The sequence below is a fragment of the Shewanella sairae genome, from assembly GCF_023283535.1.
GTDB lineage: Bacteria > Pseudomonadota > Gammaproteobacteria > Enterobacterales > Shewanellaceae > Shewanella > Shewanella sairae.
In genome coordinates this window covers 57,008-75,847 of record NZ_JAKILT010000020.1, presented here as the reverse complement: position 1 = coordinate 75,847, position 18,840 = coordinate 57,008, and the positions used below count along the sequence as shown (strand labels likewise).

Here is an 18,840-nt window from a genome sequence, read left to right as displayed (position 1 = left end):
ATGAGTTTTACGTGGTTTATTTGTTTTCATAAGTACCTCAATGGTGATTGTACTTACTTAGTGGAGTGTCTAAAAGTAGTGGCAGGGATCAGTATTTCAAAGAGATACTCTTCGAACGAGAGGCATGGATGCCGAACTGGCTGTTTAACAGGGATGTTATTGGAAACCGCAGAGCGGCCATGGATGGCTTTATAGCGTCCCACAGAGGTAGTGGCATGTGAGTGACTAACTACTCAAGTTTATTTTCTTGGTAATAATGAACTTAGGTAAACTCAGCAAGCCAAGTCAGCTTTGCAAAAAATGTTGCTGGTGCTAAACCAGCAACATTCACAAAGCTTATTAGTGCAGTTTCAAATGTGGGTGTACGATTCGGCTAATGCCTTTAGCGAACATCAATAAGGTGCCTTTAATTGGGCCGTGCAGTTCAATTAAGTGTCTGCGGTATAGTGAGGTGTAAACGAAGCGGGCAATCTTACCTTCTACCATGACGCCGCCACCAATGAACGACATTAAGTTACCTACAGTGTGGAACTTAGACAGGTTAACTAAGGCTCCTAAGTCTTTATAGACATAGTTATTTGATGCCGGTTTGCCCGCTAACAATAACTTAATGTTATCGGCTGTCATCAGTGCCATTTGGCGTGCAGACTGACCACGTGGTGGCACCCAGCTGCCATCTTCTTGCGGACAAGCTGCGCAGTCACCAATTGCAAAAATTGCCGGGTCGCGAGTGGTTTGCATGTTTTGCTGCACCATCACCTGGTTAATGTGATTGCTCTCAAGCCCGCCAATCTCTTTAAGAAAATCTGGTGCTTTAACACCGGTAGACCAAATCACCATATCAGATGGGATAAATTCACCTTCAGAAGTGTGCAAGCCTTCTTCTGTCACTTGATTGATGCGGGTGCTAGTCATCACCTTTACACCAATTGCGGTAAGCTCTTTGGCGACAGAGGCTGAGATCTCTTCTTTTTCTACCTTAGGTAGAATGCGCTCATCGGCTTCAATAAGGGTGATTTCAAGTAGGCTGCTATCGATTTTATAGCCAAAGCCGCGCAGCTGATCAACCGCGTGGTGCATCTCTGCAGACATTTCGACACCTGTTGCACCTGCGCCAACAACAGCAATTTTGATTTTGTCATCAAGCTGGTGGTGGCTTGCATAACGCATGAACTTATTAAGCAGCATGGTACGAATTTCCATGGCTTGCTCAGTGCTGTCTAAAAATACACAGTGGTCACGTACACCGGTAATATTAAAATCATTGGCAATACTACCGATAGCAATCACTAGGTAGTCATAATCAATGCGGCGTGCAGGTAAAAGCTCGTTGCCTTTTTCATCATTAATCGGCGCAAGGATCACTTGCTTGGCTTCACGGTCTAGGTCGGTCATTGCACCTTGTTGAAAATGATAACCATGGTTAGCAGCGTGACCACGGTAGCTAATTGCATCAATACCAATATCTAAGGCGCCTGTGGCAACCTCATGCAGAAGGGGCTTCCAAACATGGCTTTCGGCACAATCAATCAGTGTGACTCTGGCTTTGCCTTTTCGGCCAAGTTGGTGACCTAACTTTGTTGCGATCTCCATACCACCAGCGCCACCACCTACGATGACAATATTAGCCATTTCATGCATGAGTTCTATAATCCTTAATTAGATAAAACTGTAAATTAAATATGGGTTTAACTTGCCTATTCACGAGTTGACTATGCCGTTTTGAGGCCGTTTTTAGTTGCTCAATGCTTGTACTGCAAGTGAAAAGTAGACAGCTAAGTTTGCTTAAAAAGTGTAGCAGTAGATGTGAAAAACGGCAATTAAGCCATTGAATTGGCTTAAGGTGGTTTTTTAATTAACTATTCGATTTTAATTAGTTGAATTTTAACGGTTTAAAATTTTACTAAGTTAACTTTTTACATGTTTTTTGTGGCTAGGTGGTCATAAAGGAAGGAGATAAACTTTGACTAGAATGTTAGAAGTGTGATCTGACTCGTTGTAACAACAAAAGCTAAAATGCGGCATGCTTTAAGGAGATAAAACATGCCGGCAATTATTAGAGTTTGCTTAAGCGAGACTTATAGTCTTCGATAACATGTTCCATGATTTCTTGTACTGACGTGTCTTTGGTCTTGTTATCCATAAACACCTTGAATGTCACCAAAGCATGTTTGTCATCTTTGAGGCGGTCATTCTGCATGGCGAAGTAGGCTTGTTCCTGTTCGCATTCTCTGACGACAAAGCCTTCATGTTCAAATAGTCGGTTGCCTGAATGGCCGTGCCACTTAGTAATTCTGTCTAGTGCGATTTCACAAGAGCGATTGAGCTCTACATGGTTACGCCAGCTGGTTGGGTGAGCGGGATCCTTAACGTGCGGGCATCGGACTGTGTAGTTGTATACATGAGAGATTGCTGTCATAAATTACCTACCTGTTCGCTGTGACTAATGCCATCTTAGGCATCGTTTTTTATCTTGGTCAACCACTTGCGTGGTTTGAGCGTACTTTCTGTGTAGTTCGAGCAAAGATGAGCTAACTAAATATCGATTATTTCTAAAGCGTACAAACATAACGCTTAGTTAACACTCTAGTTGCTGTACCTATTGTTTACCATGACATTTAACTGAATAACCTTGTCCCAGCTCTCACTTTTACCGATGAAAGCAAATAAGTAGCTGCTTTGGCTAATAAAGCATCAGTTTAATTGCTTTTGGATTTATGAGTCGGTAATTAGCACCCATAAAACTGCAGAGCCTAGCTTAGGTGGTCAATGTTAATAAGTTTGCGTTTTCATTACAAAAAGGTTTCTTTTGCTTGATGAGGCAGCCTATAATTTCAGGACAAAAATAAAGCACATATCCTACCCTTCAGGAGGCTTCGATGGCCGATTCAACCGTTTCAAAATTTAAGTTGTGGGTGTTCGCTGTTAGCGCTGCGGCAGTCTCTGCGTGTGGCGATGCGCCAGCACCTCAACAAGCTATGTTACCGAGTGTCATTGTTAACACTGCCCACACTGAAGAGATCACCCCTAAAACTGAAATAGTTGGTCGTACCCGCGCTTCAGAAGATGTGGTCATAAAATCGCAAATACAAGGTCAATTGCTGCAACGCTCGTTTATCGAAGGTGATGACGTCACTGCTGGTGACTTATTGTTTGAAATCGATCCTGCGACCTATAAAGCTGAGCTTGCGCAGCAACATGCAGTGTTAAAGCAAGCTGTGGCATCGCGTGATGTTGCGGTAATGAACTGGGAGCGTGGTCGTCGACTGCTGCCTGACGGCATGATCAGTGCGCAGGATATGGATGAGTTAACCAGTCGTAAACTCACCACTGCAGCGGGTGTAGTACAGGCAGAAGCGGCGGTACAAGCAGCCGAGCTGCAGCTGAGTTATACCAAGGTCTATGCGCCGATTTCAGGGCGTATTAGCCACTCAAAAGTGAGTACCGGTGACATTATTACCCCGCAATCAGAGATGGCTAATTTGGTGCAACTTCAACCTATGTGGGTTAATTTCCAAGTGCCAGAAAAGGGGCTTATTACAGCGCAGCAAAATTTTTCTAAGGCAGAACAACGCGAAGTTAAAATCACCGATATTGTCATGCGTTTACGCCTTCCTAACGGCACAATGTTTGATGAGATCGGTCATATCGACTTTGTCGGTAACCGTGTTGACGCGGCAACAGGTACCTTGCCTGTACGCGCCACCTTTAAAAATGACGACAAACTCATGTTACCCGGCTTGTTTGTTACCTTAGTGATTGAATCACCTATTACAGAGAGCGCATTACTTATCCCGCAAGCAGCAGTGCAGGAAGATCAGCAAGGACGGTTTGTGATGGTGCTCAATGAACAAGATGAGGTGCAAAAGCGTATTGTTAAGCTTGGTGACCGTTTTGGGGTTGAGTGGCGCGTATTAGGCGGTTTAAAAGATGGTGAGCGTATTGTGGTGGAAGGATTACAAAAAATCCGTCCTGGGATCAAAGTTAACCCTGTCGAGCAAGAAGTGGTGCCGTTTAAAGAAGATGAACAATCATAGTCGGAGAGAGTGATGCCAACAACACACGTTATCGCCGGCTTTAAAACGAGCTGCGACCATTGCAGCCCAGGCCTTTTTGATAAGGCTGACAGGGGAATATCATGATCAGTGATTTTTTTATTAACAGGCCCAAATTCGCCTTTGTTATCTCAACAGTACTGACCTTAGTCGGCTTAATCGCGATTCCTGTGTTATCGGTTTCAGAGTTTCCTGAAATCGCGCCGCCACAGGTGAGCGTTTCAACCAGTTATTCTGGTGCCAGTGCCGATATTGTAAAAGATACTATTGCCCAACCGCTAGAGGCTGAAGTTAACGGCGTTGAAGGCATGCTCTATATGGAGTCTAAAAGTGCTAACGACGGCAGTTACTCGTTAAATGTCACTTTTGAAGTGGGCACCGATGCTGATATGGCACAGGTAAAAGTGCAAAACCGAGTGCAACAGGCAATGCCGCGATTGCCAGAAGAGGTGAAACGCCAGGGGGTTAAAGTTGAAAAACAAAGCCCCAATATGTTGATGGTGGTTAACCTGGTTTCACCTGATGAAACTTTTGACTCTTTGTTTATTACTAACTATGCCGGCTTAAACGTTAAGGATGCGCTAGCGCGTCAATACGGCGTGTCTAAAGTACAAGTGATTGGTGCGTTAGATTACGCCATGCGTATTTGGCTCGACCCTGACAAAATGGCAAGTTTTGGCGTAACTGCAACTGATGTGATTGGTGCGCTACAAGAGCAAAACATTCAGGTGGCTGCGGGGCGAATTGGCGCTGCGCCAGTTGATCCCGAACAGCAGTTTCAGTACACGCTGCAAACCAAAGGTCGACTTAAAGATCCACAAGAGTTTTATGATGTAATGATCAGAGCCAATAATGATGGCTCTAAAGTGGTGGTTGGCGATGTTGCCAGAGTCGAACTTGGCTCACAAACCTACGATGCTCAAGGTAAGTTAAACAATAAGCCGTCGGCGATTATTGCGATTTATCAGTCACCAGATGCCAATGCACTAGATGTGGGTAAAGCGATTAAGGCTGAAATGGCAAAGCTGTCTGAGCGCTTTCCTAGTGATCTTGAATACGAAGTACTTTATGACACCACTGAGTTTGTTGAAACCTCGATTAAAGAAGTGGTACAAACCCTGTTTATCTCCATCGCATTAGTGGTATTTGTGGTGTTTATCTTCTTGCAAGATGTTCGCTCGACGTTAGTCCCTGCTATTGCAATTCCTGTCTCTTTAATTGGTACTTTTGCCTTTTTACTCGCCTTTGGCATGAGTATTAACACGGTGTCGCTATTCGCGCTTATTTTAGCGATTGGTATCGTGGTCGATGATGCCATTGTGGTGGTCGAAAACGTCACTCGTCTAATGCAAGATGAGGGACTATCACCGAAAGAAGCCACCTCAAAAGCCATGAAAGAGGTAACTGGGCCGATTATTGCCACGACCCTAGTACTGCTTGCAGTGTTTGCGCCAACAGCGGTTATGCCGGGGATCACAGGCCAGATGTACGCGCAGTTCTCTGTGACTATCTGTATTTCGGTGCTCATCTCTTCAGTCAATGCATTGACCTTAAGTCCGGCGCTGTGCGCCTCATTATTGCGTCCGCCTAAGACACATACTAAGGGATTCCACGCTGCCTTTAATAAGCACTTTGAGCGCTTTACGGGCAAGTATATGAAGCTGGTGACCTCACTGACTCGTAAGTTGGCGTTAGTGGGTATAGTGTATGTTGGCTTAATTTTGCTAACCGGTGGTATCGCTAAAACCTTACCGTCAGGCTTTGTGCCAATGGAAGATAAAAAAGCCTTTATGGTGGATATCCAGCTACCTGATGGTGCATCGCTTAACCGTACTGAAGATGTGATGCGTGAGCTAGTGGAGCTAACGCTTGATGAGCCAGGGGTTGAAAACGTCATTCATGCCAGCGGCTTTAGTATTTTGACCGGCTCAGTGTCTTCAAATGGTGGTTTGATGATTGTGACCTTATCAACATGGAGCGAGCGTGAATCAGCCGATATGGCAGAGTCTGCCATTGTTGCTAAGCTGCAAGCTAAATACGCCGCCAACCCTGCGGTAAAGGCGATGGCATTCTCACTGCCGCCGATCCCTGGGGTGGGTAGTGTCGGTGGTTTTGAGTTTGTGCTGCAAGATACGCAAGGGCGAACGCCTCAAGAGCTCGCAGCTGTGATGCGCGCCTTGATTATGAAAGCCAATGAGCAACCTGAAATCGCGATGGCCTTTAGTAACTTCCGCGCCGATGTGCCGCAGATGTTTGTCGATGTTGATAGGGATAAAGCCAAAGCGTTGGGGATTTCACTGAATGAGATCTTCTCCACCATGCAAACCATGCTTGGCTCTATGTACGTTAATGACTTTAACCGTTATGGCAAAGTCTTTAGGGTTATCTTGCAGGCTGAGACTGAGTATCGTGATTCAGACAAAGATATCTCGCGTTTTTATGTGCGCTCTAATACCGGTGAAATGGTGCCGCTAAGTACCTTAGTGACAGTGACGCCGATTTTAGGCCCTGACGTAATGAATAACTACAACATGTTCAGCTCGACGACCATTAACGGTTTCCCTGCGCCGGGCTTTAGCTCGGGGGATGCGATTACCGCAATGGAGCGCGCCGCTAATGAATCGCTGCCAACCGGCTATACGTTTGAGTGGACAGGGCAAACTTACCAAGAGATTAAGGCGGGTAACTTAGCCCCATTGATTTTCTCGTTGGCGTTAGTGTTTACTTACTTATTCTTGGTGGCGCAGTACGAGAGTTGGACCATTCCGTTTGCGGTAATTTTAGCGGTACCGATTGCGGTGTTAGGGGCGTTCCTAAATATCCTCTTGGTCGGTTCAGACTTAAACCTTTATGCACAGATTGGTCTGGTACTGTTGATTGGTCTCGCCTGTAAGAATGCGATTTTGATTGTCGAGTTTGCTAAGCAGCTCCGAGAAGAAGGCAAAAGCATATTAGAGGCAGGTGAAACCGCGGCAAGATTGCGTTTTCGTGCGGTATTGATGACGGCATTCTCCTTCCTGTTAGGGGTATTACCTTTAGTCATCGCAACCGGTGCGGGTGCCGGTAGTCGCCGCGCCTTGGGCTACTCAGTGTTTGGCGGTATGTTAGCGGCCACTATCGTTGGTACGCTATTGGTTCCTGTGTTCTACGTGATGATGCAAAAGATGCGTGAAAAGGCCAAGGGCATACCGAAAGAAGCAGAGCCTCAAGTAACGAATGAGGCGAGTCACTAGTCATTAAGCTTAGCTGTAACATAAAGGCCTGCTTTGATAGTGGGCCTTTTTTCTAAATTCAGCGTAATCAATAACGTTAGTTTGAGCATAAGAGTGTTGCGATGCCTCTCTTTGGCGAATATCAATTGTCTGTTATCTGGTATGACTTATCTAATACGTAGCAAGAGCAACGCGCAGAAAAGTTAAAGCTTAGAAAGAGAGGGCGCAGAAAGGAAAAAGCCCACTCCGAGGAGTGGGCTTTAAAGCTTGCTTTAACTTTTGCAGGGAAAAAGCGAACCAGTCGATTATATCAAAGATGTATCCTTTTGTATCGAATAAAGCCAATTAAATTGGGCTCTAGCTACTAATAGGGCGGTTTAGCGGCAAGAAATCTCGTAAAGATACTGATTGGTATAATAATCCCTCAGCAAGCTGTTTTGACTGATGCTTAGGTTATTTGAGATTGGTGACGAGTGTGTTTAGAGGAGTGATTTTTGGTTAAATCCGGTTTGAAAAAACTGTTTGTTATAGCCAGCTTGGATAAAGCTGCTGCCATGAAATTATGCTGGGGAAGTGATGACTGAAAGCAAGTAAACGATTGACCGATAACAGATACCAGTCAATCGTTTTAGGCTAATCAATTAAAGTAAGTCGTTTTAAATAAGTCGCTTACCTACTGCAAATATCTAGCAGTGACAGAGTTTACAGCGCGTTAGTGAAGATTTGGCAAATTTCAGCATGAGTTGCCTGCTTAGGGTTGGTAAAGCCGCAAGCATCTTTAAGCGCGTTATCAGCAAGGGTTGGAATATCTTCCGCTTTAACCCCAAGCTTGGTGAGATTCTCTGGAATGTTCACCGCGACAGACAGCTGCTTAATCGCTGTGATTGCCGCTTGTGCACCTTGCTCATCACTCATCGCTGCGACATCGACGCCCATCGCCTTAGCGACATCTTTTAGGCGAGCTGGCACAACTTGCGCGTTGTATGCTTGTACATGGGGCAACAAGAGTGCGTTACATACACCATGTGGTAGGTCATAGAAGCCACCCAGCTGATGTGCCATAGCGTGAACATAGCCAAGGCTTGCGTTGTTAAATGCCATCCCAGCAAGGAACTGAGCGTAAGCCATTTGGTCGCGTGCTTCGATGCTTTGGCCGTTTTCAACCGCTTCAACTAAGTTGCCTTGAATAAGCTCAATGGCTTTAATTGCGCATGCATCTGTAATTGGGTTGGCAGCAATTGATACATAAGCTTCAACGGCGTGAGTGAGCGCGTCCATACCCGTTGCTGCAGTTAACCCTGCTGGCTTAAGTAACATCAGCTCTGGGTCGTTCACTGACAAAATCGGCGTGGTATTTTTATCCACAATCGCCATTTTTATGTGGCGCTCTTCATCGGTAATGATGCAAAAACGGGTCATCTCACTTGCAGTACCTGCAGTGGTGTTGATTGCCACTAGTGGCAGCTGTGGTTTAGTTGATACATCTAAACCTTCGTAATCTTTAATGCTGCCACCATTTGTCGCAACCAGCGCAATCCCTTTTGCACAATCATGGGGAGAGCCGCCACCTAAAGAGATGACAAAGTCACAGTTGTTAGCGGTTAATATTGCAAGACCCGCTTCAACATTGCCGACGGTAGGGTTGGGTTGCACGCCGTCGAAGACGACAGATTGAATATCATTGCTGGCAAGTTTATCGGTAACTTGGCCGACAAGACCAATATCAACCAGTGGCTTATCTGTAACAATTAATGCATTTTTAAAGCCTAGAGACTTAATGTCGCCAATTGCTTCGGTAACAGCATCTTGTCCTAAGATATTGACAGATGGGATAAAAAATTTAGCAGCCATAAGAATCACCTATTACGCTTAATGTTAAAAGTTGTTATCTTTTCTGGTAATTAAAGTACCAACACTACCGCAATAAAGGTGTGATCAACCTCAAAGAAAACGCCGACTTAACTAAGGAATCGAGCCAAAGTTGGATCTACCTTACTAATTTTGTAATTTTATGACATAAACAGGTCCCTTTAATCGTTAAAGCTCACTTATCTATAGTAAATAGTGAAATAAACTTCTAAATTTTACTAAAACTAGTACGAAATAATGACAGCGAGGCTGATTGTAAAGGCTTTTGCCCTTTTGTGGGCATAGTGCGCACCAAGTTGGCGCGAGCTTTAGAGTGACGTACTTTATCTATGAAAATCGTTTTAAACGCTGGTTAATATTTACTTTTGTTTAAGTCATTGTTTTAGATTTTATTCTTATCTTTATTGGTTCTGAAATAAAACTGTATTCAAGCTGTCATTATCGATTGGCATGGTAACTGCTCTATTTAGAGTCTGAATAGCCAAGTGCAAGGATGACGGATATGGGGCTAGACAAATTGCTGTATTTGCAGGGAGTCGCTGCAGAATTTATTAACAGTAATGGTAATAAAATACAGATCTCTGATGCTGATAGGTTAGAGGTTTTAGCTTGTATGCTTGTCAGTGATGATGCTAGCCAAGCTGAAGTTATCCGTCTTTGCCGCGATTTACCTCAATTACATACCTTAATTGCCGAACGTAACTTTGACTTAGACGCTAAGCAATGGACGCAACTACTACCTAGATTCCAATACTGTGACAGCAAAGATCTGACTCTAAGCTTTTATCTGCCTGAGTATTATCGTCAAGAGATTGAAATTGAGTTTGAATTGGAAAACTCAGATCGATTTAGCTGCAAAACCTTTAGCTTTAAAATCAAGATTGATAGCAGTCCCCATTGCCAAGTGGTCGGTGACTACCGTATTGGTGAACAAGTCTATCTCAATTATCGATTAGTTATTTCCCCAGAAGTATGCGACATAGATTTGCCCGCTATCAATATGGGGTATCACCATGTTTCATTGCGCTTTGTTGACTCACACTTGCAAAGTGCCACAGGCATTTGGCTAGTGTCTCCGAGTATGAGTTATCAAGGTGAAATTAACGCCAGTGCATCCAGCTCCACTAATGCTTGGGGGGTTAGTGTCCAAGTTTATAGTTTGCGCAGTGAGCAGCAGTGGGGCATAGGTGATTTTGGCGATTTAACCCAGCTTATTGATATGGTTGCGGCTCAAAATGCTGGCTTCATTTTATTAAACCCATTACATGCGTTAGATCTTACTAAACCTGATGAGGCTAGCCCCTATAGCCCAGACGATCGCTGCCGACTCAATCCACTGTATATCGATATTGAGCAGGTAGAGGAGTTTTCGCTAATCAATGAATTAGAGATGCTCAAAGGACTTCAAGCACTGGATAGTCGCTCACAGGAGTTTGGCTCAATAGCGGCGTTGAAGTCACAGCTGAATGAGACTAAGTGGCTGGATTATAGCAAGGTGAGTCAGTACAAATTTGCTGTTTATCAACAACTATACCAGCATTTTTGTCAGGCACAGTTAATCCCTCAAACCGCAAGGGCGCGGGAATTTCAACGCTTTGTGAACGAACAAGGTGAGTCTTTACGTCTCTTCTGCTTATCCCAAGCTAAATCAGTGGCAAATTTGCCTTGGTTTACTAATACAGAACCACAGTTTTTTGCTTACTTGCAATTTATTGCTGAGCACCAACTTAACCAATGCCAACAGCATGCAAAGCTGCGAAAGATGGCTATTGGCCTGGTTAGAGATCTTGCGGTTGGCGCAGCAGCTAACAGCTGTGAGACGAGGTCGCAACCACAGCTATTTTGTCACCAAGCCAGTATTGGTGCTCCGCCAGATGATTTTGCTCCGCAAGGGCAAAACTGGGGGCTTACACCTATCGACCCTATCGCGTTAAAACGCAGTGACTATCGCCATTTTATCAATTTGCTTAGAGCGAATATGCAGTCTTGTGGTGCACTGCGTATTGATCATGTGATGTCATTATTACGCTTATGGTGGTGGCCAAAGGATAGCAATGGCGGTGCTTATGTTTATTACCCTGTAGATTGCTTGATTGCTATTTTATGTCTCGAAAGCCACCGAGCGCGTTGTCAGGTGATAGGCGAAGATCTTGGCATAGTGCCAGCAGAGATTGTTGCTAAGCTTGCCACGGCAGGCGTTCTATCCAATGAGTTGTTTTACTTTAATAAGCGCAATGATCAATTCACTGCACCTGATAAGTATAAGCAGCAAAGTTTAATGATGTTGGCCAATCATGATGTACCGACATTAAAAGCCTGGTGGCAAGGGGATGATCTGCAATTGCGCCGTGAACTTGCACTTATTAGCAGTGATCCCGAACTTGAACAGGCGCAGATTTTACGTCAAAAAGAGCGTCAACAGCTGATTAACTTGCTGATAGAACTGCAAGTAATTGCTCCAACTAATAGCGTTAATAACATCGACTACCAAGAATTATTAAGCGCTTGGGTGCAAGCATCTGCCTCGGGTAATGCCATGTTATTTAGCCTTCAATTAAGTGATCTCATTCAAGATCCTATTAGCGTTAATGTACCGGGTACTTGGCATGAGTATCCAAATTGGCAGTGGCGCTTACCTAAAACGTTAAAACAAATAGCTAATGATGATTTCGCTAACGGATTAATGCAGCAGTTGACGAGGAATCGAAACGCTAACACCCACAATGCTCAACAGGAAGTTGGTTAGGGCGCTTGGTACAAATCAAACCTTAATCAACAGATATGGACAAACTTTTATGGACTTAATTGCGATGACTCAAAATGCCCCAGAATTTCAAAACGGTGTCGATGTTGCGCTGTTAAATAGTGAATACCTTGATGTATTTGGATTGCTCGGTATGCATGCCATTAATCAAGGGAAAGCCCTCAGCGTTCGCTGTTTTTTACGAGGCGCATTAAGTGTTGATGTGATCTGCTATAAGACGGGTCGCAAAGTGGCTAGCTTAGAGAAAAGTAATGAGCAAGGGCTTTTTAGCGGTGTAATGGGGCGTCGAGTTAAACCTTTCTTGTATAAACTCCGAGTGAAATATCCGTTCAGCCAAGAGGAGATTATTGACCCTTATCAGTTTTCTAGCCTGCTGTCTGACGATGATACATATCTGTTTAATGAGGGACGACAACAACAAGCCTATCAATTTTTAGGCGCCAATTGGCGTGAAGTGCAAGGTATCGAAGGGGTGCACTTTTGTGTTTGGGCACCAAATGCTAAGCGAGTGTCAGTATTAGGTGATTTTAATCATTGGGATGGCGCTATCCATGTTATGCGTCAACATTTAGCTAATGGTTTATGGGAAATCTTTTTACCTAATGCCAAAGTAAATCAGCATTATAAGTTTGAGATAGTCACCGCTAACGGCGAACGTATCGAAAAGTCAGATCCTTACGCTAAAGCGATGCAAGAAGCACCAAGCAACGCGTCATTGGTGCCGCAAAAACAGGCGTATCAATGGCAAGACGAGCAATGGCTGGCTAAGCGAGCGGATATTGAGTGGCATCAAGCACCCATGTCTATTTATGAAGTGCATTTAGCCTCATGGCGTCGCAAAGGGGATGACGGTCAGCAGTATTTAAACTATCAAGAGTTGATTGAGCAGCTGGTACCTTATGTAGTTGAGATGGGTTTTACTCATCTGCAATTGATGCCTATTAGTGAATACCCATTTGATGGCTCTTGGGGATACCAGCCGGTTGGTTTATACGCTCCTACTTGCCGATTTGGCGATGCAGCGGGTCTTAAGGCGTTTATTGATGCCTGCCACCAGGCTGGCATAGCAGTTATTTTAGATTGGGTGGCTGCGCATTTCCCAAAAGACCCTCATGGTCTGACACAGTTTGATGGCAGTTGTTTATATGAACATAACGACCCACGCCAAGGAGAGCACCCAGACTGGGACACGCTGATTTATAACTATGGTCGTGGTGAAGTGCAAAGCTATCTATTGAGTAATGCGCATTACTGGTTAAATGAGTTCCACTTTGACGGCTTGAGATTAGATGCCGTGTCTTCAATGTTGTATCTAGACTACAGTCGTGAACCCGGGCAGTGGTTACCTAATCAATATGGTGGTCGTGAAAACCTTGATGCTATCGCTTTTTTGCAGGCGCTTAACCAGCGTATGTACCAAGCTTTTCCTGGTGTTTGTATGATTGCTGAAGAGTCGACGGCGTGGCCTGGGGTGACCCATTTGATCGGCGACTCGAATCCACAAGATCCAAGTAATCAAAATTTGGGCTTTGGTTTTAAGTGGAATATGGGTTGGATGAATGACAGCTTGGGTTATCTTAAGCGCGATCCCATTTATCGCAAACATCACCACCAAGAATTGACCTTTAGTTTGGTTTATCAATATACCGAGCAGTTTATTTTGTCATTGAGTCACGATGAAGTGGTGCATGGCAAAGGCTCGTTGTTGCATAAAATCCCCAATGATGATTGGCAAAAGTTTGCCACATTGAGGGCCTATTACGGTTTTATGTGGGGGCATCCGGGCAAAAAATTATTGTTTATGGGCAATGAGTTTGCCCAACGAGATGAGTGGAATCATAACAAGAGCTTAGATTGGCATTTAACTCAGTTTGCTCCCCATAGTGGCATGCAGCTTTGGCTCAAAGATCTTAACCAGTTATATAAAGCAACCGAGCAGCTTTGGCAGCAAGATAGCGACAATGGCGGCTTTGCTTGGTTAGATTGTAATAATAGCGAAGCGAGCGTAATTAGTTTTGCGCGTTATAACAAAGGCAGTGATAGCCCTGTCATTTTTATAATCAATATGACGCCACAGGTGCATCAAGGTTTTCGAGTGGGTTTACCCAGTAATGATAATTACTGCGAGCGACTCAATAGTGATAGCGAAGCCTATGGTGGCAGTAATGTCGGTAACCAAGGGGTAATTTGCCCGCAAGATCACCCTTATCAGGGGTGTGAATACAGTGCTGAAATAACCATAGCGCCGCTCTCATGTCTCGTATTGGCTAAAGGCTAACGGGTGCAGGTATTAAAGGGAAGACCTTATCCACTTGGGGCAACAGTTGATGACAATGGGATTAACTTTGCGATCTTTTCCGCCCATGCAACAAAAGTGACCTTGTGCTTATTTGATAAAAGTGGTCACTTCGAAACTCAGCAAATCCAGTTAGCGCAAAAAACGCAGCAAGTTTGGCATATTTATCTAACAGGATTAAAAGCTGGACAGGTGTACGGCTATCGAGTCGATGGTTTGTATGAGCCACATTCTGGACACAGATTTAATCCTTACAAGCTATTGCTCGACCCTTATGCAAAGCAGTGGGTTGGTGGCTTTGTTGAGCACGATAGTCACTATGCTTACGACAAAACCAGCAGCGACGAAGACTTATCTTTAGATCTGCGTGATAACAGTGAGTATATGCCTAAGTGTAAGGCATTAGATTATCGCAAGTTACCGCCAATCAACCCACTTAAACGCGAGGGGGGCAGTACTGCTATTGATCAAAGTGTTATCTATGAATTACATGTTAAAGGCTTTAGTCAGCAAAACGCAGCAGTTGAATTACGCCACCGAGGTACGTTTTTAGGTTTATCCCAGCCATGTAGCCTAGCACATCTAGCCAATTTAGGGGTGACAGCTGTAGAACTGTTGCCGGTTCATAGCTTTATTTCAGAAGCATTTCTACAAGATAAACAGTTAACTAATTATTGGGGATACAACAGCTTAGGTTTTTTTGCCCCCCATAGTGCTTATCTTAGCCAAGGCAATGTTGAAGAGTTTCGCCAAATGGTTAGCGCGCTGCATGACGCGGGTATCGAGGTGATATTAGATGTGGTTTATAACCATACGGCCGAAGGCAATCACTTAGGGCCCAATTTATGCTTTAAAGGCATAGATAATCTTAGTTACTACCGATTACAAGCTAAAGACAAACGCTTCTATATTAATGATACCGGCTGTGGCAACACGTTAAATATTAGTCATCCACGGGTATTGCAGCTAGTTATGGACTCTTTGCGCTATTGGGTTGAAATCATGGGCGTAGATGGTTTTCGTTTTGATTTGGCTAGCACGCTAGGTAGAGAGTCTTATGGCTTTGATGCCGGCGCAGGTTTCTTCGATGCGATAGCCCAAGATCCTGTGCTAAACAGGGTTAAGCTTATCGCTGAGCCGTGGGATATTGGTCCCGGTGGATATCAGCTCGGTGCGTACCCTCAAGGGTGGAGTGAATGGAACGACAGGTACCGCGATACCTTGCGGCGATTCTGGCGGGGTGACTTTGGCGTATTACCAGAGTTCGCTAGGCGGATCCATGGTTCTAGCGATTTGTTCGAGCATTCTGCTAGAGGCCCTAGTGCAAGTGTTAACTTTATTACCAGCCATGACGGCTTTACCTTACAAGATCTTATTAGCTATGCAGAGCGTCATAATCAGGTCAATGGTGAGGATAACCGTGATGGTCACCAAGAAAATTTTAGTGCCCATCATGGCGTTGAAGGCGACACCGACCAGCTCGACATCCAGTTAGTAAGGCAAAGACAGGCGCGCAATTTATTGACCTGTTTAATGCTCTCTCAAGGTGTGCCTATGTTGCTTGCTGGTGATGAGATGGGTCACAGTCAGCAGGGTAATAACAATGCATATTGCCAAGATAACCCGCTTACTTGGCTTAATTGGGATTTGGCTGATTGGCAGCAACAAAGGCTGCAGTTTACTAGGGCGCTAATTGCTCTGCGTAAGCGTTTTCCGGCCTTATGTTTTCCGCGTTACATTCACAACGATGCCGAAGACTCACCTTTACTTGATTGGTTTTGCCGTCAAGGTCAGCCAATGACAAAAGTCGCCTGGGCAGAAGGGCAAACTCGCAGTTTGAGCTTAATCCTACGAGGTGAATTAGAGGGGGTAAAAGGCAAGCAGCAAGCATTATTGTTAATGCTAAATAGCGATGAACAGCCCCTAGAATTTAACGTACCGCCGCTAGATGCATTTCCTATCTGGCAACAAATTATCGATACCAGTAGTGAACAGACAAACTTACAGATCTGCTCTGTAGAAGACGCTTCAATATCGATAACTGCAAATCAAACCCTATTGCTACAAGACCGAAGTTTAATGTTGTTTTACGCCCAACATAAAGGAGTAACTGCATGACAACGCCTGTAAAACCAAGTGGAAAGAGCCAATCTAAATCGAAAAAAGTGACAACGAGTTTATCTAAACTAGAAGACAGCTCACTTGCTCAGCGAGTACAGCGCCATGTTAATCATGGTTTAGGTCGAGACAAGTATGATAAGCAAGAGCTATTTCAAGCTTTAGCGTTAAGTGTAAAAGAAAAAATGTTGCAGCGATGGCGTACGACGCGTCAGGCTGATAGCCAGTTTGAGCGTAAACAAGTTGCCTATTTGTCACTGGAGTTCTTAATGGGCAGAGCCATGGGCAACGCCGTTATGAATCTAGACTTACTGCAAGAAACCCAAGAGCTGTTAAAAGCCTATGCGGTTGAGTTAGAAGAGCTTGAACAAGTAGAGCATGATGCCGGCTTAGGTAATGGTGGTTTAGGTCGATTGGCTGCGTGTTTTCTTGATAGTTGTGCAAGCCTAGATTTGAGTGTTACTGGCTATGGCATTCGTTATGAATACGGCATGTTTGCACAAAAGTTGGTGGATGGGTTTCAGGTTGAACGCCCCGATCGTTGGTTGCGCGAAGGTAACCCATGGGAAGTTAGAGTCTCAGAGCATAATGTTATAGTGCCATTTTTCGGTCATACCAGCAGTTATGTGGACCCAAATGGACGCCGCAATGTGGTGTGGCTAGATACTCAAGATGTGCTTGCCGTTGCTTATGATATGCCAGTGCCGGGCTATAAAAACGATCGCGTCAATACCTTAAGGCTTTGGAAGTCAGAAGCGACTGATGATTTTGATTTAGAAGAGTTTAACCAAGGTGATTATACCGAGGCTGTTGCCCGCAAAAATATGGCAGAACAGATCACTATGGTGCTGTATCCCAATGATGCTAGCGAGAATGGTAAAGAGCTGCGATTAAGGCAGCAGTATTTTCTGAGTTCGGCAAGCTTACAGGATCTGTTGAACAATTGGGTGCGCCAGCATGGAACCGATTTTAGTGATTTTGCTAAATTTAATGTTATGCAGCTCAATGATACTCACCCAAGTATCGCCATTCCTGAATTGATGCGCTTATTGATTGATGAGTATTTTCTGGAATGGGATCAAGCATGGCAAGTGGTTAGCCAAACAATGGCTTATACCAACCATACCTTATTACCTGAAGCCCTTGAGCGTTGGTCTGTGCGTATGCTTGAGCATATGCTGCCTAGAATCCTCGAGATTATCTTCGAAATCAATGCCCGTTATTTAGATCTTGTCGCTCATCAATGGCCTGGCGATGAACAAAAATTGGCTGCGATGTCGATTATAGAAGAGGGAAATGAGCCTCATGTGCGCATGGCATATCTTGCTATTGTTGCCAGCTTTTCAGTTAATGGCGTCGCAGGGCTACATAGCAAGCTGTTGACTTCTGGTTTGTTTAAAGACTTTTATCAGTTATGGCCGCACAAGTTTAATAATAAAACCAATGGCGTGACTCCTAGGCGCTGGCTGGCAAATTGTAATCCTCAACTAGCGAGCTTATTGACCAAGCGTTTAGGAAACGATTGGGTCACTGATCTTAGCCATTTAAACGCCCTGAATGCATTTACCGATGATAAGGGGTTTATAAAAGAGTGGCAGCAGGTGAAGCAAAACAACAAGGCGGTATTACAACAGTTAATCAAAGCTGAGTGTGATGTCGATTTTGACACCAATATGCTGTTTGATGTGCAGGTTAAACGTATCCATGAATATAAGCGACAATTGCTAAATATTTTGCACGTAATTCATCTCTATCATCAAATTCAGCAAGGCAATACCAGTAACATGGTGCCCAGATGTGTGCTCATTGGAGGTAAGGCTGCGCCGGGTTATGCCATGGCAAAACTCATCATTAAATTAGCCAGCAATGTGGCGCACATGGTTAATTCTGATCCGAGTGTCACGCCTTTCTTAAGAGTAGCCTTCCTGCCGAATTATAACGTTAGCGCGATGGAAAAAATCTGCCCAGCTACGGACCTTTCTGAGCAGATCTCTACTGCCGGTAAAGAAGCGTCGGGGACGGGCAACATGAAATTCATGATGAACGGTGCGGTGACCATAGGCACTTTAGATGGTGCCAATGTTGAGATGCTTGAAGAGGTGGGTGAAGACAACTTTTTCTTGTTTGGTTTAACTGCAGAGCAAGTGATGCAGCAGCGCCAAGATTATCGTCCGCAGCATTTCATTGATGCATCACCGGCACTAAATGAAGTGCTAACGCTTATCGATAGCGGCCATTTCAGTTTGTTAGAGCCGGGGATCTTCTCACCGTTAATCACTGCAATTACAAGTTGCGATGACCCTTGGATGACCGCAGCTGATTTTGAGTCCTACCGTTTAAGCCAAGAGCACGTCGCGAAAGTCTATAAGAACCAAACGGCGTGGACTCAAATGAGTATTCGTAACACGGCAGCGAGTGGCCGTTTCTCGAGTGACGTGACCATTGCTAAATATCGCGATGAAATCTGGAAGGCCTAATGATGATTAACACCTGTTTAGTTCGAATCAATTTAGTTTTTAGTTCAAG

General features: G+C 44.4%; 10 protein-coding genes. 7 read left to right on the top strand and 3 right to left on the bottom strand.

Annotated elements, in window-relative coordinates:
* Positions 1-195 (top strand): hypothetical protein (locus tag L2748_RS10500; protein ID WP_248957695.1); only part of this gene is annotated, 195 nt, incomplete at its 5' end.
* Between the two features lie 144 nt (positions 196-339).
* Here L2748_RS10500 and L2748_RS10495 read toward each other — a convergent pair.
* Both L2748_RS10495 and L2748_RS10490 read right to left on the bottom strand, forming a co-directional pair.
* The gene (locus L2748_RS10495; protein WP_220782358.1) at positions 340-1,641 is read right to left on the bottom strand and encodes an NAD(P)/FAD-dependent oxidoreductase; all 1,302 of its coding nucleotides are present in this window, start codon (positions 1,639-1,641) and stop codon (positions 340-342) included.
* A gap of 415 nt (positions 1,642-2,056) precedes the next feature.
* Complete coding sequence (locus L2748_RS10490; protein WP_220782357.1) at positions 2,057-2,419, bottom strand: cytoplasmic protein; 363 nt, start codon at positions 2,417-2,419, stop codon at positions 2,057-2,059.
* Between the two features lie 460 nt (positions 2,420-2,879).
* On the opposite strand from L2748_RS10490, the gene L2748_RS10485 reads away from it, so the two are divergent.
* Positions 2,880-4,037 carry an efflux RND transporter periplasmic adaptor subunit gene (locus L2748_RS10485; RefSeq protein ID WP_220782356.1) on the top strand — a complete coding sequence of 386 codons (1,158 nt, stop codon included), beginning with the start codon at positions 2,880-2,882 and terminating at the stop codon, positions 4,035-4,037.
* Positions 4,038-4,138: 101 nt separating this feature from the next.
* Positions 4,139-7,288 (top strand): efflux RND transporter permease subunit, encoded by a 3,150-nt coding sequence (locus L2748_RS10480; RefSeq protein ID WP_220782355.1) that lies wholly within the window; start codon positions 4,139-4,141, stop codon positions 7,286-7,288.
* Positions 7,289-7,969: 681 nt separating this feature from the next.
* On the opposite strand, the gene yiaY is transcribed toward L2748_RS10480, so the two are convergent.
* Positions 7,970-9,118, bottom strand: coding sequence for an L-threonine dehydrogenase (yiaY, locus tag L2748_RS10475; protein ID WP_220782354.1), 1,149 nt, complete (start codon positions 9,116-9,118; stop codon positions 7,970-7,972).
* Between the two features lie 520 nt (positions 9,119-9,638).
* Here yiaY and malQ point away from each other — a divergent pair.
* The 4 genes from malQ (at position 9,639) to L2748_RS10455 (ending at position 18,791) form a co-directional block, all read left to right on the top strand.
* Positions 9,639-11,882 carry a 4-alpha-glucanotransferase gene (gene malQ, locus L2748_RS10470; RefSeq protein WP_220782353.1) on the top strand — a complete coding sequence of 748 codons (2,244 nt, stop codon included), beginning with the start codon at positions 9,639-9,641 and terminating at the stop codon, positions 11,880-11,882.
* 64 nt (positions 11,883-11,946) lie between these two features.
* Complete coding sequence (gene glgB / locus L2748_RS10465; RefSeq protein WP_220782361.1) at positions 11,947-14,178, top strand: 1,4-alpha-glucan branching protein GlgB; 2,232 nt, start codon at positions 11,947-11,949, stop codon at positions 14,176-14,178.
* Positions 14,179-14,181: 3 nt separating this feature from the next.
* Complete coding sequence (gene glgX, locus L2748_RS10460) at positions 14,182-16,314, top strand: glycogen debranching protein GlgX (RefSeq protein ID WP_220782352.1); 2,133 nt, start codon at positions 14,182-14,184, stop codon at positions 16,312-16,314.
* Entirely contained in the window at positions 16,311-18,791 is a 2,481-nt protein-coding gene (locus L2748_RS10455; RefSeq protein WP_220782351.1) for a glycogen/starch/alpha-glucan phosphorylase, read from the top strand. The genes glgX and L2748_RS10455 overlap by 4 nt, the downstream gene beginning before the upstream one ends.
* Positions 18,792-18,840: the final 49 nt, after the last annotated feature.